General features: G+C 45.5%; 18 protein-coding genes and 1 pseudogene. 11 read left to right on the plus strand and 8 right to left on the minus strand.

Features of this window, described 5'->3' with window-relative positions:
* A pseudogene (locus J3L11_RS00005) lies at positions 1-368 on the plus strand (1-aminocyclopropane-1-carboxylate deaminase/D-cysteine desulfhydrase); the annotation flags it as partial.
* Positions 369-370: 2 nt separating this feature from the next.
* Here the strand turns inward: J3L11_RS00005 and J3L11_RS00010 are convergent.
* Together J3L11_RS00010 and J3L11_RS00015 are read right to left on the minus strand one after the other, a co-directional pair.
* Positions 371-640 (minus strand): hypothetical protein, encoded by a 270-nt coding sequence (locus tag J3L11_RS00010; RefSeq protein ID WP_242695005.1) that lies wholly within the window; start codon positions 638-640, stop codon positions 371-373.
* 234 nt (positions 641-874) lie between these two features.
* A complete protein-coding gene (locus J3L11_RS00015; RefSeq protein ID WP_133037585.1) occupies positions 875-1,048 on the minus strand; it encodes a hypothetical protein in 174 nt (57 codons plus the stop codon).
* 366 nt (positions 1,049-1,414) lie between these two features.
* On the opposite strand from J3L11_RS00015, the gene J3L11_RS00020 reads away from it, so the two are divergent.
* Complete coding sequence (locus J3L11_RS00020; RefSeq protein WP_207569627.1) at positions 1,415-2,059, plus strand: class I SAM-dependent methyltransferase; 645 nt, start codon at positions 1,415-1,417, stop codon at positions 2,057-2,059.
* Here the strand turns inward: J3L11_RS00020 and J3L11_RS00025 are convergent.
* Positions 2,029-2,586, minus strand: coding sequence for a lipocalin family protein (locus tag J3L11_RS00025; RefSeq protein WP_207569628.1), 558 nt, complete (start codon positions 2,584-2,586; stop codon positions 2,029-2,031). The genes J3L11_RS00020 and J3L11_RS00025 overlap by 31 nt on opposite strands.
* A 160-nt stretch (positions 2,587-2,746) precedes the next feature.
* Between J3L11_RS00025 and J3L11_RS00030 the strand changes: the two genes are divergently transcribed.
* Positions 2,747-3,691: a chemotaxis protein CheV gene (locus J3L11_RS00030; RefSeq protein WP_189615679.1), complete on the plus strand. Its 945-nt coding sequence runs from the start codon at positions 2,747-2,749 to the stop codon at positions 3,689-3,691.
* On the opposite strand, the gene J3L11_RS00035 is transcribed toward J3L11_RS00030, so the two are convergent.
* A complete protein-coding gene (locus J3L11_RS00035; protein ID WP_207569787.1) occupies positions 3,673-4,320 on the minus strand; it encodes a hypothetical protein in 648 nt (215 codons plus the stop codon). The genes J3L11_RS00030 and J3L11_RS00035 overlap by 19 nt on opposite strands.
* Positions 4,317-4,682 carry a DUF2750 domain-containing protein gene (locus J3L11_RS00040; RefSeq protein ID WP_207569629.1) on the minus strand — a complete coding sequence of 122 codons (366 nt, stop codon included), beginning with the start codon at positions 4,680-4,682 and terminating at the stop codon, positions 4,317-4,319. Before J3L11_RS00040 ends, J3L11_RS00035 begins: the two co-directional genes overlap by 4 nt.
* 264 nt (positions 4,683-4,946) lie before the next feature.
* Here J3L11_RS00040 and J3L11_RS00045 point away from each other — a divergent pair, with 264 nt between their 5' ends.
* The 3 genes from J3L11_RS00045 (at position 4,947) to J3L11_RS00055 (ending at position 7,598) form a co-directional block, all read left to right on the plus strand.
* Positions 4,947-6,086 carry a lytic murein transglycosylase gene (locus tag J3L11_RS00045; RefSeq protein WP_347566487.1) on the plus strand — a complete coding sequence of 380 codons (1,140 nt, stop codon included), beginning with the start codon at positions 4,947-4,949 and terminating at the stop codon, positions 6,084-6,086.
* A gap of 78 nt (positions 6,087-6,164) precedes the next feature.
* Entirely contained in the window at positions 6,165-7,037 is an 873-nt protein-coding gene (locus tag J3L11_RS00050) for a WYL domain-containing protein (RefSeq protein ID WP_207569630.1), read from the plus strand.
* 78 nt (positions 7,038-7,115) lie between these two features.
* Positions 7,116-7,598 carry a peptidylprolyl isomerase gene (locus J3L11_RS00055; protein ID WP_207569631.1) on the plus strand — a complete coding sequence of 161 codons (483 nt, stop codon included), beginning with the start codon at positions 7,116-7,118 and terminating at the stop codon, positions 7,596-7,598.
* A 75-nt stretch (positions 7,599-7,673) separates the two neighbouring features.
* On the opposite strand, the gene J3L11_RS00060 is transcribed toward J3L11_RS00055, so the two are convergent.
* Complete coding sequence (locus J3L11_RS00060; RefSeq protein WP_242695016.1) at positions 7,674-8,849, minus strand: multidrug effflux MFS transporter; 1,176 nt, start codon at positions 8,847-8,849, stop codon at positions 7,674-7,676.
* Positions 8,850-9,109: 260 nt separating this feature from the next.
* On the opposite strand from J3L11_RS00060, the gene J3L11_RS00065 reads away from it, so the two are divergent.
* Entirely contained in the window at positions 9,110-10,981 is a 1,872-nt protein-coding gene (locus J3L11_RS00065; protein WP_207569633.1) for a choice-of-anchor I family protein, read from the plus strand.
* 179 nt (positions 10,982-11,160) lie between these two features.
* Positions 11,161-12,954, plus strand: a complete 1,794-nt coding sequence (locus J3L11_RS00070; protein WP_189615669.1) for a SulP family inorganic anion transporter — start codon at positions 11,161-11,163, stop codon at positions 12,952-12,954.
* Here J3L11_RS00070 and J3L11_RS00075 read toward each other — a convergent pair whose 3' ends face one another.
* Entirely contained in the window at positions 12,955-13,152 is a 198-nt protein-coding gene (locus J3L11_RS00075) for a hypothetical protein (RefSeq protein WP_207569634.1), read from the minus strand.
* 531 nt (positions 13,153-13,683) lie between these two features.
* A complete protein-coding gene (locus J3L11_RS00080; RefSeq protein ID WP_242695006.1) occupies positions 13,684-14,271 on the minus strand; it encodes a DUF6151 family protein in 588 nt (195 codons plus the stop codon).
* Between the two features lie 246 nt (positions 14,272-14,517).
* Here J3L11_RS00080 and J3L11_RS00085 point away from each other — a divergent pair, with 246 nt between their 5' ends.
* From J3L11_RS00085 to J3L11_RS00095, 3 genes are read left to right on the plus strand one after another with little or no spacing between them, the layout of a single operon-like run.
* Entirely contained in the window at positions 14,518-17,607 is a 3,090-nt protein-coding gene (locus tag J3L11_RS00085) for a type I restriction endonuclease subunit R (protein ID WP_207569636.1), read from the plus strand.
* Complete coding sequence (locus tag J3L11_RS00090; protein WP_207569637.1) at positions 17,600-18,763, plus strand: restriction endonuclease subunit S; 1,164 nt, start codon at positions 17,600-17,602, stop codon at positions 18,761-18,763. Before J3L11_RS00085 ends, J3L11_RS00090 begins: the two co-directional genes overlap by 8 nt.
* Positions 18,760-19,830, plus strand: a complete 1,071-nt coding sequence (locus J3L11_RS00095) for an AAA family ATPase (protein WP_207569638.1) — start codon at positions 18,760-18,762, stop codon at positions 19,828-19,830. The genes J3L11_RS00090 and J3L11_RS00095 overlap by 4 nt, the downstream gene beginning before the upstream one ends.
* Positions 19,831-19,833 lie beyond the last annotated feature (3 nt).

Genomic DNA, 19,833 nt, shown 5'->3' on the forward strand with positions numbered 1-19,833 from the left:
TAAGCAAATATTTTTATGACAATAAAATTAATATTGAAGTCATCACCTGTGCTGTGGTGGGCGGAGACAATTATCTGCGACAACAGTTTGCAACGCTTTGCCCAGATGACCGTTGTCATCCCAGGATAATAAGTTCCCCCAAAAAATATCATTTCGGCAAGCTCTACCCTGAGTTTTATCAAATATGGCAGCAGTTGGCTCAGGCAGGGGTGATGTTTGAATTATTATACGATCCATTAGCGTGGTTATTGATGCTGAATTACAAACAACAGCATCCTCAACAGCCCATCATGTATATTCATCAAGGGGGATTATTGGGCAACGAATCCATGTTGCCAAGATATATGCGAAAGTTTGATAAAAAGTAAATTTATACCAATTTGTTACGTTGCAATATTTTGAAAGTTCGCTGCGCCAGTTGTTGCAGGTTTTTTAAATCTGCCAATGAGGGTTGCTGCCATTCAATAACAGATTCCCAATAACCTACTTCGGTATCCAGTAACTCCAGCATTTTCTTAGAGCAGCCGCGACAATCACCACCGCAAATTGTGGTTTCAGGTAGATCAAAAGGGATCTTTGTCCTGATTTCATGCAGCATCAGTAACATCGCATCGTGACAATTAGGTTTAGTCAAGGGCATTTCCTAACAACTATCGCTAGTACTTAGCGCATTATAACGCTTTCGATGGGTAATTTAGATGATGATTATAGAACTTGCAGAATATTCCCATTTGGTCAGGCAGTCATCCGTGAACGGATCCAGCCTGAACCAAATGTGATATTGCCCGATTGCTGATCTGTTACATCAGTCCCATCTGCACAAGGCATTCGGTAGTTTGAGAGGATTATTTACCGAACAGGCGATAAAGCAGGTTTACTTGTTAGCGCTTACCAGCCATTTCATAAAAGAGATGACATCGCTGCGTTTTGAGAAGGTTTGTTTTTTCTTGCCTTTCCTGTCGGTGAAGGCGATTGAATTTTTATTTATGGAAATAGAATCTACAGGGAAATTAACTGTAATTTCATGTCCGTCTACTTTGTATGACATAGGCCACACTCCTTTTTTACTTGAAGCCACGCTGGCTTTTTAAATTTAACTATAGAATATCCTTAGCTTTTTTAGCGAAAGAACTCATTGCCTGACAAAACACTGTAATCGCCTTTTTAAAAAAATTCAAGCACCTGCATACCAATCTTGTGCTTAATGATTTTACCGCAACATTTCAGGTTTGCTAAAACAACCCATACTCCATCATATCTTTATGACAGCCATATGATAACTATGCCCTGATAAGCGATTTCCACTTGATATTATCGACAAAAAACTTACTTTCTTTAATTGAGATGTCACGGCAGCGTAGGATATATAAGGATTGGGGCAAATAAATTCAAGTATGGCTATCAGAGGAAGTTTATGAAACTTAATAAGCTGGAACGTTATATCGTCCGTCATCCTGCAAGGTTATGGTTGCAAAAGCAGCTGGAGCAGCCTCTGTTGTTGGGATTGTTTAACCATAATCTACCCTCAGTAGAACATGCGTTGGAGATTGGTTGCGGCTTTGGTCAGGGGATTTCACTGATCCGTGAGGGTTTTGGTGCGGGGACGGTTACTGCAGTTGATCTGGATGACGAAATGCTCAAATACTGTGGGGCTCGTTATCAGCAGAAGTCCTGGTTAAGCTTGTTTCAAGCCGATGCCACACGCTTGCCTTTTGCCGCTAATAGTTTTGAACTGGTGTGTGATTTTGCGGTGTTTCATCATGTCCCAGACTGGCAGGCTGCAGTGGCAGAAGTCTTCAGAGTGCTGCGCCCTGGTGGTGCATTTGTCATCGAAGAGTTGTACCGCGCCGCTATTTGTAACCCGCTGAGTCGCCGTTTATTTGAACACCCGCAGCAAAATCGCTTCAATCATACAGAATTGCATGACTGCTTGCGTGCTAACGGGTTTGATATCATGAACAGTCGCCATTTGTGGGGGCTTGCTGGCGTTACACTGGCCATCAAGCCCAGTGGCATCTGTCAGCGGGATTATTCTGCCGGTGTCAGCGCCGGTGTCTGAGGTACCCAAATAAGCTGTTGAGGGTTAACGCCTAAAGCCGCCGCTTGTTCCATAAAGGTTTGTTTGACATCGTCGCTGACTTGCCGCTGGCGTGACAATAGCCACAAATAACTGTTGTTAGGTCCCATGATAATTGCATTTTGGTACTGACCATTTTGTGGCTGTGATGGTAACAATGCATGTATCTGGTAGGCACCGTAAAAGGGACGGAAAAAGCTGACTCTTAGCAGTCCTTTATCACGTCCGTCAATGAAGTAGGCGATACCATTGGCACTTTGCCACTTTTGGGTTTGTGGATCATAGCCCTGATTCAGTACCAGAAGTGCATCTCCCTGTTCCCGATAGCTTGCTTGTACGTGGGTTAATCCTCGTTCAAAGCCGTGATCAAGCCGGGCGATTTCATACCAGGTGCCTAGATAGGCATTTGCTTGAAAATGACTGACAACAGGGATCTGTCGATCGATAACGGTGCAGGCTATGATTAGCAAGGGCGTCAGTAACAGCAGCAACAATGTACGTTTGGTCATATGCAAATGGCTCCAGCGTGGTTATGCTCTTTTTATCGTGTACCTACAACATTATGTTGCATAAGAAAATTTGCTCTGGCTCATGCAGAGCATTTCATTATGTCGTTATAATAGTCGCCTATTCTGTACATTCAATGCAGTCGAGTGGGAAACTTCAGTTATGGCAAATATTTTGGAATCAGTGGACCAACATACGCAACTGGTGGGTGAAAACCGTCTAGAGCTGCTGTTATTCCGTATCAATTCAACCCAGCTTTTTGCCATTAACGTGTTTAAAGTTAAAGAAGTGGTGAAATTACCGCGATTGTCGCAGATGCCAGGCAGTCATCCCTGTATTTGTGGGGTGGCCAATATCCGGGGGACTTCTATTCCGGTTATCAACTTGCGTCAAGCGATTGGTTTTAAGCCGATGCCGCTGGATGCTGATACCAATCTGATCATCACTGAATATAACCGCAGCGTGCAGGGATTTCTGGTGGGGAAAGTCGAGCATATCGTTAACATGAACTGGAACGAGGTGATGCCACCACCACAGAATGCCGGTCACAACCATTATCTGACCGCTATTACCAAAGTGCAGCATCAGGAACGTACCGAACTGGTGTCGATTATTGATGTCGAGAAAGTGCTGGCGGAAATTATCCACTATAACGTGCGCTTGGACGAATCAACGCTGGATGAAGCGCTGTTGCAGCAGATGCTCGGGCGTAAAGTGCTGATAGTGGATGATTCGCCCACTGCGCGGCATCAGGTTCGTGACACTTTGGGACAGATAGGATTGGAGGTCATAGAGGCGTGTGATGGGCAGCAAGCGTTGGATATGCTGCAAGGCTGGTGTGATAAAGGACTGAAGCCGACGGACGAAATCCTGATGATGATCACCGATGCAGAGATGCCGAAGATGGACGGTTATCGCCTTACCCATGAGATCCGTTCCGATAAACGAATGGCTGGATTATTTATTGTCCTCAATACGTCATTAAGCGGCAGTTTTAATCATGCAATGGTGGAGAAGGTGGGATGTGACCGCTTTATCTCTAAGTTCCAGCCAGATTTGTTAGTGGAAACGGTACAGGAACGCATGCGTCAGCTTGCGGTTGACTGATCCTGCAACAACTCTCTGATAACTTGGCGTTTTGTGGCAGCATCGGACACAAGATGCAAGCGTGCTAAACGAATAGCGTAACCAAATCGTTGTTTGCCGATGATAGCCACAATACCGCTGAGAAAACTCTTATCCAGCGCCATGGCTTTACCGTAATGCTCAATGGCGGCAAAAACGGAACTAAAGTTTATGCCATCGAAGCTAAAACGTGTATCAGGCAAAGTCTGCGCTAACGGAACGCCATCAAGTACCAGCGGCCATCCTGCAAAGTTAATCCGGTCTTTTGCAACTTCGTACATGAACCAAGCGCTACGCTGAAAACTCTGCAGGGTTTTACAGGTGAAGTCAGCCTGTTCTAACTCCTCCTTAGTCCAGTTAAGGCCAATAGCTAAATGTTTAACATAGCGGCGCATCAGGGCATCTTTTACCGCAGTGCGGCATTCATAGAGGGAGGTCAGTGGCTGAATCTTTGCCAGATCACGGCATTCTTTACATGCAGGAACGGACAGCGATGGATGGCCGGCATGCGTGGGCGCATGGTAATCAAACTGCAAATTACAAGGTTCGCCACAGAACCAGCAGTGGTGACGAACCTCAAAGGGGATATCGACAAGCGGCAGAGACATCAGTCTTCGTCGGCTTCTACATCCGCCAACAGTTGCCCAAGGTCAAATGCTTCTATTTCTTCGCAGTCGTCATCGCTGCGCCAGTCAATACCAACCAGCACATCATCCTGGTTCAGATCTTCAACCCAAAACTCCAAGAAATCATCGACACTGATAGCAACTGGCACAAATCCACTCCAGTCTTCCGTACAATGAGTCTGCGCCAGCGCCGCTTCCGACCACAAGGGCATCACATCAGCATCTTCATATTCGCCGGAATCGCACACCAACCACTCTTCATTGGTGGGATCTTGCAATCCCCAGAGCTGTTGAGATTCACTAATGGTAGCGATAAAGCGTTGTACAACCGGACTTACATCATTCATGGTTAAGGTTCCCTAAAAGGTTATCGTGCCATTATACGTTATCGACAGCGCCATCCAAGGAGTTCTTGGTGTTGATGCGCAATCGTTCAAAATTCAGCTGATTGGTACGGGATCTGCGTTAGGGGGCTTAAAAAACACCGAACCTGTGGGTAGGATGTGTAGCAGTACCCAACGGCAGCAAGGAGTCTGTTTGTGGTGAAAGTGATTACATGGTTACCCTTGGTGTGGGTCGTGCAGGCCTGTGCCAGCTCTTCCGCTGCGGATATTGATTCGGCCGCCGCCAAGGTCGAGGCGGATTTTCCCCAATGTATCGTGACATTTGCCGATAAGGCCCGTAGTGAGGGGGTTTCCGAAGAGACCATCAAAACGCATCTGCAGAATCTGCAGTTTGTTCGGCGGGTTATCGAACTTGATCGTCAGCAACCTGAATTTACCCAAACCTTCGCAGGTTACTTCAATCAGCGAGTAACGGATTGGCGAGTGATGAAGGGGCGGCAATTACTGACAGAACATCGACAGTTTTTGCAGGAACTGCTGCAAAAATATGGTGTTCCACCGCAGTATCTGCTGGCGTTCTGGGGGATGGAAACCAATTTCGGGGGTTACAAAGGCAAGATGCCCGTGCTGGATTCATTGGCCACACTGGCCTGCGATCATCGCCGCAGTGAATTTTTTACCCAAGAACTGATCACCGCCTTAAAACTCAGTCAGCGTTATGGTTTCCCCGCATCAGAGATGCAGGGCTCTTGGGCTGGTGCCATGGGGCATACCCAGTTTATGCCGAGTGCGTATGCCAGTTATGCAGTGGATGCCGATGGTGACGGCAAAGCTGATTTGTGGAATAGCGTTGAGGATGCGTTGGCCTCCGCGGCGAATTTCTTACATCATCTCGGCTGGCAACGTAACGAGCGCTGGGGCCGAGAAGTTCGGCTACCTGCTGGGTTTGATTACCGGCTATTGGGTGACAAACAATCGTTAGCTCAATGGCAACAACTGGGCGTGACGGATGCAAATGGACAGCCGTTGCCGCAGACAGAGATGTTGGCGACCTTGTATCTGCCAGCCGGCCACTCTGGTCCGGCATTTCTGGGTTATGACAATTTTGATGTCATTAAACGTTGGAATCGTTCTGATTTTTACGCGATCAGTGTCGGTCATCTGGCGGATCGTATTGTCGGTGCCAGCAAACTGGTCAAGGCGCCACCTCAACAACCGCGTTTGAGCCATCAGCAGATTAAGGCGTTGCAGCAACGCCTTAATGAACTGGGGTTCGATACCGGGACACCCGACGGTATTCTCGGCAGTAATTCGCGCAACAGTTTGCAGGCGTTTCAAGTAAGCAAAGGGTTGGTGGCTGATGGCTTTCCCGATAAGCAGACTTTTAAGGCGCTGGGGCTTAATTAATTGCTAATCAAAATGATTGCTTGAAAGTTGTCTTTTGGTTAACGTGGTGTTTATCTTTAGGTTCATAAAGAGAGCATCATGGAGCCATTACAAGCGTTGAATCATGGTCAGCGCCAGCGGCTGGCCTTTATAGACTTCTGCCTGCAGTATTTCGGACAGATTAGCCGTCAGGATTTGATCGGTAAATTTGCGACAGGACTGGCGGCGGCTACCCGCGACTTCAGTCTTTATCGAGAATTGGCTCCAGAGAATATGAGACTGGTGCATCCTTCGCGCCATTATCAACGGCAACCCGGATTTAAAGCGCTATTTCAACACGATGCCGAAGCTGTATTGAGCGGCCTAGCGCGTGGTTTTGGCGATGGTCTATCTCAGCCGCTGGTGCCAAGTCAGGTGTGTATCGATGCGGTGCGTTTAATTCACCCAGATACTGAGATCATCGCAGCATTGATGCGGGCAATTCAGCAGGGCGAAGCGCTGGATATGCAGTATGTCTCAACGTCTTCGGGGGAAAGCCAACGGCAGATTGTGCCCCATGCCTTGGTGAATAACGGCCAGCGTTGGCATGTGCGGGCATATGATCGGCAGTCTCGGCAGTTTACCGATTTTGTCGTGACCCGTATCAAAGCGTTGCAGCCTTGTGCTGAATCGCCGAAAACGGCCGAGCAACCCGCAGCTGATAGCGCCTGGTTACAGCCGATAACATTAGTGTTAATCCCCCATCCAGGATTAAAACATCCGGAAGCGATCATGTTGGATTATCGGATGCAAGACGGTGAACTACATCTTAGCAGTAACGCCGCCTTGGCCGGATACTTGCTGCGCGCTTGGAGTGTTGATTGTTCGGCCAGACATCAACTTAGTTCCGGGGTGTGTCAATTGGCGCTGAAAAATTTGGACGTATTGTCCAGCATTGAACATCTGGCGATTGTGCCCGGAGCCGGACACTAAGCTGCCGCCAAGTAGTGGTGAAGGCGGGTAGCTTCTGCTAAGCTGCGGCGAAATTTTTTGCGGTCTTGAGGATGATTTATGAGTATTACCAAAGACAAAGTTGTGCAGTTAAATTACACCCTGAAGGATGAACAGGGTAACGTGATTGAAAGCAATGAAGGGCAGGCACCAATTGCTTATCTGCACGGGCACAAGAATATGATGCCAGGGGTGGAAAAAGCCTTAGAAGGCAAAGAAACCGGCGATAAATTTACCGTGACACTGCCCGCGGTCGAAACTTATGGTGAACGGCTTGCTGATGCTGAGCAGCGGGTTGCCGTCAAACACCTACAAGGTGCTAAAGTATGGAAGCCAGGTATGATTGCGGTGATTAACACCGATCACGGACAACGGCAAGTAACCGTACTCAAGGTTGGCAAATTCATGGTAACCGTTGATACTAACCACCCGCTGGCTGGCCGCGAGTTAACATTCGATCTGGAAGTGATCGATGTGCGTGACGCGAGTGCTGAAGAAGTGGCACATGGCCACGCGCATGGGGATGGTGGTCATCACCATTAAATCCTGCGGTTTTGCCGATAACAAAACGGCCTCAATATGGAGGCCGTAACCAAATCAGCGGAAATATCAAGTACATCAAGAGGCGTTTTGAGGATTAAGCGTCCCTGGTCGGGTAAACAACTGACAGACTCCAACCAGCATGATGGCCACCAACATGATGGCAGCAAAGGGAACCGCTGTGCCTGTATAAAAGAAGGCCAGAATTGGGCCAGCCATTGCGCCAATGCCAAAACGCAGCGTGCCGATAACAGCCGTTGCTGTACCGGTTTCCTGCTTGAATTTCATCAGCACAATGGCATCGGAATTGACGGACATAATTCCTAGCGACCCCATCAGCGGTGCCAGGGTAATTACGGTCCAGTAATATTCGAGCCCCAGCAGATTAACCAATACTAAGGCGCTGGCGGAGATAGTCCCCGTGAGCGTTGCCACCGCCAGCATACGTTTGGAGCCATAACGACCGACCACCCGTGAGTTAATAATATTGGCCAGCGCCAGCGCTCCCACATTGCAGCTGAACAAAATCGCAAACAGCGACTTATCCAGATGAAACACCTCCATATAGACAAATGGCGATGCTGTGAGATAACAGAAAAATGCCAAGGCACACAACAGACCGCTGCCAAGGTAGGGTTTTACCCCGGCGCGGGTCAGCACCACTGCATAGTTGCCAAAAAATGAGCGAGTACTGTGCGGTGCACCTTTTGCGTCTGACGGCAGTCTAAGTTTAAGGCTGACCAATAGCAGTAGCAGTCCGGCATAAACCGCTAGGATGAAAAATATTAAAGGCCATTGACCAAATCCCAGAATAAAACTGCCGATGCCGGGTGCCAGCAATGGCGCCAGCATCATGATCAGACTGACATAAGACATGCCTTTGGCGGTGTTGTCACCGTACAGCTCTTTGATATAACCGGGAACCACAACCGTAGCGGCTGCACCGATAAATGCCTGCACAAAACGCAGCACCATGAACAGCTTGAGTGACGGTGACAGCGCTAACCCAATACAGCACAACAAAAAACCGCTGAGGCCAACGATCACCAGTGGGCGACGACCAATGCGATCTGCCAGCGGGCCAAAGGTCAACATACCGATGGAATATCCCGCCAGATAAACACTCAGTGATTGTTGTACCGTTGTGACATCCGAATGAAAGCTTGCTGCAATAATTGACATTGCTGGCAGGTACATATCAATGGTAAGCGGCGTGATGGCCATAATCGCCGCCAGCATTGGCAAAATTAACATCAGCGGCAAGCCGGGTGTTGTTGACGGTGTCGAAACTGTTGCGCTCAAAGAAACCTCAGGAATAACTCTCAACCCGATGTGGGTTTGCGGGACCGACATAGTAAAGCGTCTGTATGGGTCTGCCAACCAGTAAGAGTGTTACAAACTACTTCTCTGAGCACTACCATCAGCCCTGTCATCGCCTGTTAATATTTCTGCCTTCTGACTGTCATCAAAGCACTTTAGCGTGTTGCTGATTTGTAATAAACATGGATGACAAAATGAAACTGCAACTCTCTGTGATTTGCTTATCATTGACACTGGCACTGACGGCCTGTGGCAGTGGTGATGACGGTAAAGATGGTAATAATGGTGCCAATGGCAGTAATGGTCTGAACAGTTTGGTGAACGTCACCGAACTTGCCGCCGGTAATGTCGCCTGTCCTTATGGCGGACAGCAGATTGACACCGGGCTGGATAGCAATGGCAATGGCACCTTAGAAACCGATGAAATTACGGCTACCCAGCAGTTATGCAAAAATAGTGGCGACACCTTGAAAATGGAGCTGATGGCGCGCCATGTCAGTGGTGTTTACGGGCTGAGTGCCGCCGAAATTGTTGATTATGACTCCGTGGCTGCCAAGGTTTTGGTGGTAAATGCCCGCAGTGGCAAAGTCGATATTCTAGAGGCTTCTGGACTAGCGAACACCACCGCCGTTAGCGGTGACGCGGCTTTGGCACTGAATAACATGCCATTGCTGAATGAATTGGATGTGGCTGCGGATATAGGACTGGAACGCTTAGGCGGAGTTAACAGTCTGGCACTGCATGGCGATTTGTTAGCGGTTGCTATTGAGCGCGCGGATATCAACGGCAATAAAACACAGGATAAAGGCTTTATCGCCTTTTATCGTCGCGGTGATAGTGGTTACAGCTACCTTAGCGCTGTAGAAGTCGGCGCTTTGCCTGATAACGTGGTCTTCAGCCCTGATGGTAATTGGGTATTGGTTGCCGATGAAGGTGAGCCTGCTACCGATTACAGCGTCGATCCAGAAGGTTCTGTCGCCATTATCAAGATCACCGGTGGTGTTCCGGCAAGCAGTGCAACGTTAGTCTCCTTTACTGATTTTAACGTAGGCGGCAGCCGCGCGGCAGAAGTCAGCCCAGAGATTAAAATCAACGGTCCTGGTGCGTCTGTTGCACAAGATCTGGAGCCGGAATATATCACCGTCAGTGCCGATTCAAAAACCGCTTGGGTAAGCCTACAGGAAAACAATGCGTTAGCTCGAATAGATATTGCATCTGCAACCGTCGAGAAACTGATTGCACTGGGAGCCAAAGATTATGGGCTCGCGGAAAATGCCCTTGACGCTAGCGATAAAGACGACGGCGTTAATATTCGCAGTTATGCCGGGGTTTATGGCCTGTATCAACCCGACACCGTTGCCAGCTATCAATGGCACGGCGCCAATTTTGTGGTGATGGCTAACGAAGGTGATGCTCGTGATTATACGGCGTTCTCGGAAGAAGCTCGCGCCGCTGATCTCGTGCTCGACCCGAATAATCCTGAAGTGGCCGCTGCTGCTGACAAAACCTTGTTGGGGCGTCTGAAAGTGACTACCTCAATGGGGGATGAAGACGGTGATGGTGATTACGACAAGCTCTATTCATTTGGTGGTCGTTCATTCTCTATTCGCGATGCAGACGGGCGTATGGTGTTTGATTCTGCCAGCGACTTTGAGCGCATTACGGCCGCAGTGCTGGGGAATGACTTCAACAACAATAATGATGAAAACAAGGGCGACAGCCGCAGTGACGATAAAGGCCCAGAGCCAGAAGCGCTGGCAGTTGGTCAGGTTGGCGATAAAATGTATGCATTCGTCGGACTGGAGCGCACCGGTGGCATCATGATTTATGACATCACCAATCCATTTGATGTTAGCTTTGTCGATTACGTTGTAAACCGTGACTTCAGTACCGACTTTTCAGTCGATACCGACACTGGTGAATATCAGGGGAATATTCAACTGGCTGGCGACCTGGGGCCTGAAGGCATGAAGTTTGTGCCTGCCGACAAGAGTCCATTTGGTACACCTATGCTGGTGATTGGTAATGAAGTCAGCGGTACTACAGTGGTTTACCGTTTGCGCTAAAGGCGTGCGCATATGATGTGCACGCGACATGTAATAATCATCAGGGCTGGCATTGCTGGCCCTGTTTGTTTTAAATCGTTGTAATTTTCATCAAATACATTCAAGGGGCTCGCAACTGCACAATTTCCATGTCATAACTTGTGGAAAGACAGTTTTCCATATTTGTTGACGGGAGCGACATGGATAGCAAAGTCACCTTTTCCGCCATCACTCAAAATTCCAGATTTTCCCAGTGGTTTCCCGGCTTGGCTGGATTACTGCAGTATCAGCGTGACTGGCTGAAAGATGACTTGCGCGCTGCACTGTCGGTAACTGCAGTCGCCTTGCCAGTGGCTATCGCTTATGCCCAACTGACCGGTGTCAATGCGGTAGCTGGGCTATACGCCTGTATTTTGCCTATGCTCGCCTATGCGATATTTGGCACCTCAAAACAGTTGATCGTCGGACCCGATGCCGCTACCTGCGCCGTGATTGCGGCGGTCGTCACACCGCTTGCGGGTGGCGATGCTGTACGGCAATGGCAGTTGGTGATGACCATGACGTTATTAACCGGATTTTGGTGTTTGCTGGCGTCACGTTTCAGCTTTGGGGTATTAGCGGAATTTCTTTCAAAACCAATTCTTATCGGGCTGCTCAACGGGGTGGCAATTACCATCATTGTTGGGCAGGTGGCGAATATTTGTGGCTTTACCTATACCGACCGTTACTTGTTGGAACGTTTGTATCACAGCGTTGAATATTTGCAGTTAACCCACTTGCCAACGCTAGGCGTGGCCTTGGTGACGTTAGGGATTTTTTTGCTCTGTCGCTGGTTAAGTCCACAATGGCCTGCCGCCATGGTTGCCATCGCAGGCGCAACCTTGTTGTCGTGGTTGTTGAATGTGGCGCACTATGGTGTTGATGTGGTGGGTGAAACCAAAAGTGGTATTCCAGAGTTTCAAAGTCCGGTGTTTGATTTGGGGCTCATTCGTGAATTAGTCATGCCAGCGCTTAACTTAGCCATGGTCAGCTTTATTAGCATGATGCTGACCGCTCGCAGTTTTGCAGCTAAAAACGGCTATGATATTGATGCGGATAAAGAATTCAGGGCGCTTGGTATTGCCAATATTGCAGCCGCTATCTCGCAAGGATTTGCGATCAGTGGTGCCGATTCGCGTACTGCAGTGAACGATGCCAACGGCGGCAAAAGTCAGTTGGTATCGGTATTCAGCGCCTTGATGATCTTGCTGGTGGTGCTGTTTTTTACCGCCCCGTTGCAATTTATCCCTGCACCAGCCTTGGGGATTGTGTTGGTGATAGCCTCATTGTCGTTGATTGACTTTCATGCGGTTTGGAGCCTCCGAAAACGGGATAATGGCGCTTTTACGCTGGCCACGATAACCTTGTTCGCGGTGCTATTTATTGGGATCATTCCCGGCATTACGCTGGCAGTTTTGCTCGGACTATTTCAGTTTATTCGGTTGGTGATGCGTCCTTCCGACCAACTGCTGGGTATCAGTCAGAAGGGGATCCTGCGCAGCCTAGACAAAACGGACAAAGCTAAACCTATCCCCGGGATCCTGATCTATCGTTTTAACTCACCCTTGACCTATTTCAACGCGGTCTACTTCAAGCGCCAGCTATTACACCGTATTACCGAACAGGAAACTCCGGTGGAATGTGTGGTCGTAGATGCCGTGAGCTGTTTCAGCCATATGGATATCAGCGTGATGTCAATGATTGATGAACTGCAAAAACAGTTGCGCAAACAAGGTGTTAATTTGATTCTTGCCGGCCGCAAACGTGAGTTAATCAAATGGTGCGAAATGGCTGGCATTAAAACGGGCGGGGAAGGGCGGTTAACTATCCGCTCAGATCTCACGATGGCAGTGCGTATGCACCAGAACTATAAACAGGCATTGCAGCAGGGGATTGCACCGCAATTGCGGAGGTCTGAAGACCCAGATCAGGCACTTACTCATGCCATCCTATAGTTATTCCTCGCAAAACAGTTCACTAGGGAGGAATCCTTGCACAGCATAATAGCCAATCGGGCCGAATATCAGGCTGGCCATCAGCCAGTGATAACGCCGACTGAAACTCAACCGCAGGCGGCTAGTGTACGCGCGCCAGGCAAATAGAAGATTGAGTGCTACCAGTATTGCGGCTCCCACTAAAATGGCGATATCCATAAATGCGTTCCTTTTTATTAAACGCAGACGAGAGAACTCCCGTTACAACAGCGCTCCATTTACAACTTCCTTGGTATCGGTACAACTTGTACTGATAACGACAATCTAGGTTTTGCCACACTTTAGAAAAGATGAATTTGATTTAAAACAAATTTGTCAATTTTTCGTCTCAGACTGTGACACAGGTTTCCCTTATATATCAATATGTCGAAGTGGATGTGACAACTCCTTGGCCGCAGTATTCATTAAGGTGTCGCCTTCCATAAAACTTAGACCGTGAGCTTTTTATCGGCTACGTCAGCGAAAGTATGGAATGGCTCCTAATTACAACAATGAACGGGCTCATCAGGGGAAAATGTGTTGTGGCTGAACACCAATGGCGACACTAATCGATGGCCCAGCTTACTCAGGCCGAATGCGAAGCCATTCAAAGACGGCTAAACAGCCGTCCTCGAAAACGCTATGACTTTAAATCACCATGGGAGATGAAGAACGAATACCAATGATCAAGGTTGCACTTCAGACTTGATACTAAGCGGCACCGATCTTCAATTGCCTGATTTCTTCGGCAGTAAGTACCTTTGGACGTACTATGGGGGAACCAGATTCATTAAATAGCGCTGATTTCCTATGCCGACCGCTGATACACGTTGAGAGAACGATCCAGAGAAATCGCAGGATGGAAACAAAATATCCATTCGGCTCCGGTTTCGGTTTTCCTGTCGCTGTATCAGTATTCACTTTGGCAACGCTTTTCCCGAAGTCGGCGTCCATCCGAGAATGATCGAGCGATGAGTGAACAAGACCAATGAAGGGCACTTTGGAGTTGAGCAGGGTGTTCCCAATAGGAGTATTGCAACATGCCGCATACCACCGAACCAAGCCCTTCTCGCTGAGCCGCACTGCTGCGAGATGTTCTTTCCCCTGGGAGAACGTCAGGCGTGGCAGGGCTACCTGGACAATCTCGGTTCCGCCGTGGGCATCCAGCACTTCGCTAGGCCGCCCAAGAAAATGTGCGAAGGCGCGACAGTCGGTGCAATAACACACGACGCGATTGCTGGTTCCTTTACCGCTTAGCTGTCCGCTTATGGTGCCGCATTTGCATTGAATTCGGTGCATAATAATCATCCGTTTGTGAAAGGTGCCAGTCTATATGTGATGTATAACGCCCACAACAGGGGCCAATCTGTAGCGACGAAGGAGCACAAGCCAAGCGTTTTGCGTGGAATGGTCCAAATTCATTAGTACGAGCTTTTTGTCGTCCCATTCGATTCATAGATAAGAGCCGTTAGGGTACAATGCTAAAGCGTCGAGACAAGTCGTTGTAATGACGCATTTATTCATTTAAGTATTCGGTAGCTAAAAATGATAACGAAAGAAGCACAAATTGAACAAGCGCTCATAGATAAGCTAGGCGATCTCAAGTATTCATATCGTAAGGATATCCGAACAGAGCGAGCCTTGAAGCAGAACTTTCGTGAAAAATTTGAGGCGTTAAACTTCGTCAACCTTACTGACAATGAATTTGAGCGCTTGTATCAAGACATCATTACGGCTGATGTCTTTGAAGCAGCTAAAACGCTGCGTGAACGCGGCTACTTTCAGCGTGAGGATGGCACACCGCTGCATTACACCTTAGTGAATATCAAAGACTGGTGTAAAAATGAGTTTGAAGTCATCAACCAATTGCGCATAAACACGGATGAAAGCAATCACCGTTACGATGTAATTTTATTGATTAATGGCGTACCTACGGTTCAGATTGAGCTGAAGGCTTACGACATTGTGACTCGACGAGCTATGGAACAAATCGTTGATTACAAAAACGATATTGGCAATGGCTACACCAATACGCTGATGTGCTTTATTCAAATGTTTATTGTCAGCAATGAACACCATACTTATTATTTTGCTAACAACCGTAGTGAGCATTTTAGCTTCAATGCTGATGAGCGTTTTTTACCTGTTTATCAACTAGCTAATGAAAATAACCGTAAAATATCGCACTTACATGACTTTGCAGATGCCTTCTTAGCGAAGTGTACTCTCGGTCAAATGATTAGCCGCTATATGGTACTAGTTCAATCGGAACAGAAGCTTCTTGTTATGCGTCCGTATCAAATCTATGCGGTGGAAGCTATTGTTGACTGTATCAGTGATGGGCGAGGAAATGGTTACATTTGGCATACAACAGGATCAGGCAAAACCCTAACGTCTTTTAAAGCGTCAACGTTACTGAAAGATAATCCTGATATTGAAAAGTGCTTGTTCGTAGTCGATAGAAAAGACTTGGATCGTCAAACCCGAGAAGAATTTAACAAGTTTCAAGATGGCTGTGTGGAAGAGAACACCAATACAGAAACGTTAGTTCGTCGTATGTTGTCAGAAGACTATGCTGATAAAGTTATCGTTACAACGATCCAGAAACTTGGGTTAGCGCTAGACGAAAACAGCAAGCGCAACCAGAGTAAACTGAAAGAGGGTAAGAAAACCTTCAAAGAGCGATTAGAGCCATTACGATATAAGCGTATTGTTTTTATCTTTGATGAATGTCACCGCTCTCAGTTTGGTGAAAACCATAAAGCGATTAAAGAGTTTTTCCCTGAAGCACAATTGTTTGGCTTTACAGGTACTCCTATCTTCGAAAAAAACTCAACGTATACTCAAATTGATGGCAATGTGGGTTCCTTTAAAACCACAGAGAGTATCTTTGAACAAGAGCTACACCACTATACGATTACTCATGCAATTGAAGACAAGAACGTTCTAAGCTTCCATATTGACTTTTTTGGCAAACATTCTGCGAGCAAACAACTAGCAGACGCTAGCAATGATGAAGCTGAAGCCACGGTGACAAGAGTTACACCTCCACCACGGGCTGTCGTTCAAGAGATATTAGAGAAGCATGATGCTGTGACGAATCACCGTCGATTCAATGCCATTCTAGCAACGGCTTCTATCAATCATGCGATTGAATACTTTGAAGAGTTTAAGAGCCAGCAAGAGCTTAAAGCGTCAGAATCTGAAGACTATATTCCGTTAAATATTGCTTGTGTGTTTTCGCCGCCAGCACAGCTAAGTGATAAGGATAAAGAAGATTCAGATTTAAATACACTCGCTCGAAATGTGAAAGATATCCAGCAATTACAGGAAGATCTACCACAAGAAAAGGCCGATAACGAAGTTGAGCCTGAGCGTAAGAAGCAAGCACTAATCGATATTATTAGTAGCTACAACCACCAGTATTCAACGAATCATACTATTAATGAGTTTGACCTTTATTACCAAGACGTTCAGCAGCGGATTAAAGATCAGCAATATGACAATGCTGATTATCCACATAAAAACAAGATCGATATTGTCATCGTCGTTGATATGTTATTGACAGGTTTTGACTCCAAATACCTGAACACTTTATACGTGGACAAGAATCTAAAACACCATGGTCTTATACAAGCATTTTCACGTACTAACCGTGTATTAAATGATAGTAAGCCTTGGGGGAATATTTTAGATTTTCGAGGCCAAGAAAAAGAAGTCAATGAAGCGATTAAACTTTTTTCTGGTAAAAAAGAAGAAGGTGCTGAGCAGATTTGGTTGGTAGATCCTGCGCCTGTTGTCGTTGAAAAATATAAAGCAGCTGTCGATAAGCTAGAAGCCTTTATGCAAAAGCAAGGCTTAGCATGTGAGCCTTCAGAAGTGACCAATATTCAAGGTGACGCGCAAAGAGCTTCTTTTATTAATCACTTCAAAGAAGTACAAAAATTTAAGAACCAACTAGAGCAGTACACAGAACTGGATGACGAACAGAAAGCACAAGTAGCAGAGACATTACCTATTGATACCTTACGTGGCTTTAAAGGAGCATATTTAGAAACAGCCAAAGACTTGAAACGCAAGCTAGATACGAATAAAGGGGTAGGAGACTTGCCTGAAGAGGTCGAACAGCTAGAGTTTGAGTTTGTGTTGTTTGCATCCGCTTTAATCGATTATGACTACATCATGGGATTAATTGCTAAATCGACTCAGGGAACAAGTAAACAAAGCATGACGCGTCAGCAACTCATCGATTTGATTTGTTCGCAATCGAATCTGATGTCTGAACGTGACGAATTAATTGCTTATATACATAGTTTACCTTCTGGTGAAGCATTGAATGTGTCACAAATCCATGCTGGTTATCAAGCATTTAAAATGAAAAAGGCTACCAGCGAACTCAATGACATGGCTATAAAGCACGGTTTAACTACTGAGAGTTTGCAGGCATTTGTTGATGGAATTATGGGACGAATGATTTTTGATGGCGAGAAGCTAGGGGAGCTGTTGGAGCCACTAGATCTTGGCTGGAAAGAACGTACGAAGAAAGAGTTAGCGTTAATGGAAGATTTAATTCCATACTTGCATAAATTGACTCAAGGACGTGATGAAATTTCGGGGTTAGCTGCGTATGAGTAAGATTGAGTATCCAACTTTAGTACCTGAACTAAGGTTCCCTGAATTTGTAGAACAAGATGGATGGAAGCCTAAGATATTGGAAGAAGTCTGTGATCTGCAAGCTGGAAAATTTGTTAAAGCTGCCAATATCAAGAGTGAAAAGGACGATAGTTTATATCCTTGTTATGGTGGTAACGGTTTACGTGGTTTCACTGAATCATTTACACATAATGGCAACTATTCTCTTATAGGTCGCCAAGGGGCGCTGTGCGGAAACATTAATTTTGTATCTGGAAAATTTCATGCGACCGAGCATGCTGTAGTTGTCGAGCCTAAACGCGGTATTGATAATTTATGGCTCTATTACGAATTATGTAGATTAAATTTAAATCGGTTTGCAACAGGACAAGCTCAACCGGGGCTATCTGTAGATAATTTGTACAAAGTTGATGCGTGTGTACCAGTAGTTGGAAAAGAACAACAAAAAATAGCCGATTGTCTTTCTTCGATGGATGATTTGATTAAAAAAAATACTAAAAAATTAGATTCGTTAAAATTACACAAAAAAGGCTTAATGCAGAAACTCTTTCCAGAAGAGGGAAAAAATGTACCTGAATTGAGGTTCAGTGATTTTAATGAAGGCTGGAAAGAGAAAAATGTGGGAAGTGTCTGTTATCTACAAGCCGGAAAATTTGTTAAAGCTGTGAATATTAAAAGTAAAAAAAACGATAGGCTTTATCCTTGCTATGGTGGCAATGGTCTGCGAGGTTTCACGGAATCTTTTACCCATGAGGGATCCTACTCTCTTATCGGTCGCCAAGGGGCGCTGTGTGGGAATGTTAATTTTGTTTCTGGAAGATTCTATGCAACTGAACATGCTGTGGTTGTTGAACCTAAAGAAAATATAGACAACTTATGGCTCTATTACGATTTATGTCGTTTAAATTTAAATCGCTTTGCGACAGGGCAAGCACAGCCAGGTTTATCTGTTGATAACTTAAATCGAGTCGATACATGTATTCCTAAATTAAAAAAAGAACAACAAAAAATAGCAGATTGCTTATATACTCTTGATAAATTGATCAAGAATCAGTCTAAGAAAGTAGATGTACTAAAAGAGTATAAAAAAGGTCTTATGCAGCGTTTGTTTCCATCTGTTGAAGGAGTCATAGTATGAGGCTAATTGATGTAGCAAATCAATTGAATGAAATAGATAAGCCAATAGTTCTTATTTATGCTTTTAATGGGACTGGTAAAACTCAGTTGTCAGTAGCTTATAAAAATGTAACCAAGGAAAAAAATAAGGGTCAACATGTAGGTGTGTATTATAACGCCTATAGTGAAGATTTATTTCGCTGGGATAATGATGAAGACAATGATGGGGTTAATGTAAAACTCTCATTATTACCAAGCAACCTTAATCAATTTCATAGTTTTCTTTCAGATGACCCTCAAGTTATAGAAAGTAAGTTGGCATTATATAATGCTCGATTTAAGTTTGAATTGAACTTGTTCGAAGATATTGAAAAAGGTATTGAGTCTATAAGTTTCTATGCTTTGGATGATGATGATAAAAATAACCCTATAAAAATCTCTAGAGGAGAGGAAAGTATTTTTATATGGTGTTTTTATCTGGCGTTGCTTGATGTTGATGGTTGGGCTAATGAACAGGATGCTCATCTTTTTATTGATGACCCTGTGTCTAGTTTAGATGAGAACAACATATTTATTACGGCTGATACTATTTTTGGTCAAATAGAATCTCACTATGAAAAGAAAAAAATAATAATAACTACTCATCATATAGGTTTATTTTCTATTTTAGCTAATCGTTTGTTTAACAGTGAAAATAGCGGGCGTTACAAAAATTTGACGACATGTCGAATATTAAAACGTTCAGGTGATGGTATTGTGTTGGAAGAAACAAAAAGAAATGTTTTCCTTTATCATTTACATTTAATTCAAGTTCTTAGTAAAGCTATAAATGAGCAGCTTTATACCTATCATTTTGCGTTACTTAGGCAGCTTTTGGAAAATATTTCGTCATTTCAGGGTAGTGGTAGTTCAGGGCGAGTCCTCGGAAAGTTAGGGTTTGAAGGTGTTGAATCATTAATGGAACTTGTTAATACACACTCACACAAAACACCATATTATTATCAAACTGAAATGATGAATGAGACTGAACAGTCTGAATTTAAAAAAATATTTAATAAGTTAATTGAAATGTATCATTTCAAATTTTAAACG

Source organism: Shewanella sp. 4t3-1-2LB, assembly GCF_017368415.1.
In the GTDB taxonomy this organism is placed as follows: domain Bacteria; phylum Pseudomonadota; class Gammaproteobacteria; order Enterobacterales; family Shewanellaceae; genus Shewanella; species Shewanella fodinae.

What these genes read in the sequence shown, in the direction of transcription:
- J3L11_RS00010 (WP_242695005.1), bottom strand. Translation starts at nt 640, where the DNA reads ATGCCCTTGACTAAACCTAATTGTCACGATGCGATGTTACTGATGCTG.
- J3L11_RS00015 (WP_133037585.1), bottom strand. Translation starts at nt 1,048, where the DNA reads ATGTCATACAAAGTAGACGGACATGAAATTACAGTTAATTTCCCTGTA.
- J3L11_RS00020 (WP_207569627.1), top strand. Translation starts at nt 1,415, where the DNA reads ATGAAACTTAATAAGCTGGAACGTTATATCGTCCGTCATCCTGCAAGG.
- J3L11_RS00025 (WP_207569628.1), bottom strand. Translation starts at nt 2,586, where the DNA reads ATGACCAAACGTACATTGTTGCTGCTGTTACTGACGCCCTTGCTAATC.
- J3L11_RS00030 (WP_189615679.1), top strand. Translation starts at nt 2,747, where the DNA reads ATGGCAAATATTTTGGAATCAGTGGACCAACATACGCAACTGGTGGGT.
- J3L11_RS00040 (WP_207569629.1), bottom strand. Translation starts at nt 4,682, where the DNA reads ATGAATGATGTAAGTCCGGTTGTACAACGCTTTATCGCTACCATTAGT.
- J3L11_RS00050 (WP_207569630.1), top strand. Translation starts at nt 6,165, where the DNA reads ATGGAGCCATTACAAGCGTTGAATCATGGTCAGCGCCAGCGGCTGGCC.
- J3L11_RS00055 (WP_207569631.1), top strand. Translation starts at nt 7,116, where the DNA reads ATGAGTATTACCAAAGACAAAGTTGTGCAGTTAAATTACACCCTGAAG.
- J3L11_RS00060 (WP_242695016.1), bottom strand. Translation starts at nt 8,849, where the DNA reads ATGTTAATTTTGCCAATGCTGGCGGCGATTATGGCCATCACGCCGCTT.
- J3L11_RS00065 (WP_207569633.1), top strand. Translation starts at nt 9,110, where the DNA reads ATGAAACTGCAACTCTCTGTGATTTGCTTATCATTGACACTGGCACTG.
- J3L11_RS00070 (WP_189615669.1), top strand. Translation starts at nt 11,161, where the DNA reads ATGGATAGCAAAGTCACCTTTTCCGCCATCACTCAAAATTCCAGATTT.
- J3L11_RS00075 (WP_207569634.1), bottom strand. Translation starts at nt 13,152, where the DNA reads ATGGATATCGCCATTTTAGTGGGAGCCGCAATACTGGTAGCACTCAAT.
- J3L11_RS00080 (WP_242695006.1), bottom strand. Translation starts at nt 14,271, where the DNA reads ATGCACCGAATTCAATGCAAATGCGGCACCATAAGCGGACAGCTAAGC.
- J3L11_RS00085 (WP_207569636.1), top strand. Translation starts at nt 14,518, where the DNA reads ATGATAACGAAAGAAGCACAAATTGAACAAGCGCTCATAGATAAGCTA.
- J3L11_RS00090 (WP_207569637.1), top strand. Translation starts at nt 17,600, where the DNA reads ATGAGTAAGATTGAGTATCCAACTTTAGTACCTGAACTAAGGTTCCCT.
- J3L11_RS00095 (WP_207569638.1), top strand. Translation starts at nt 18,760, where the DNA reads ATGAGGCTAATTGATGTAGCAAATCAATTGAATGAAATAGATAAGCCA.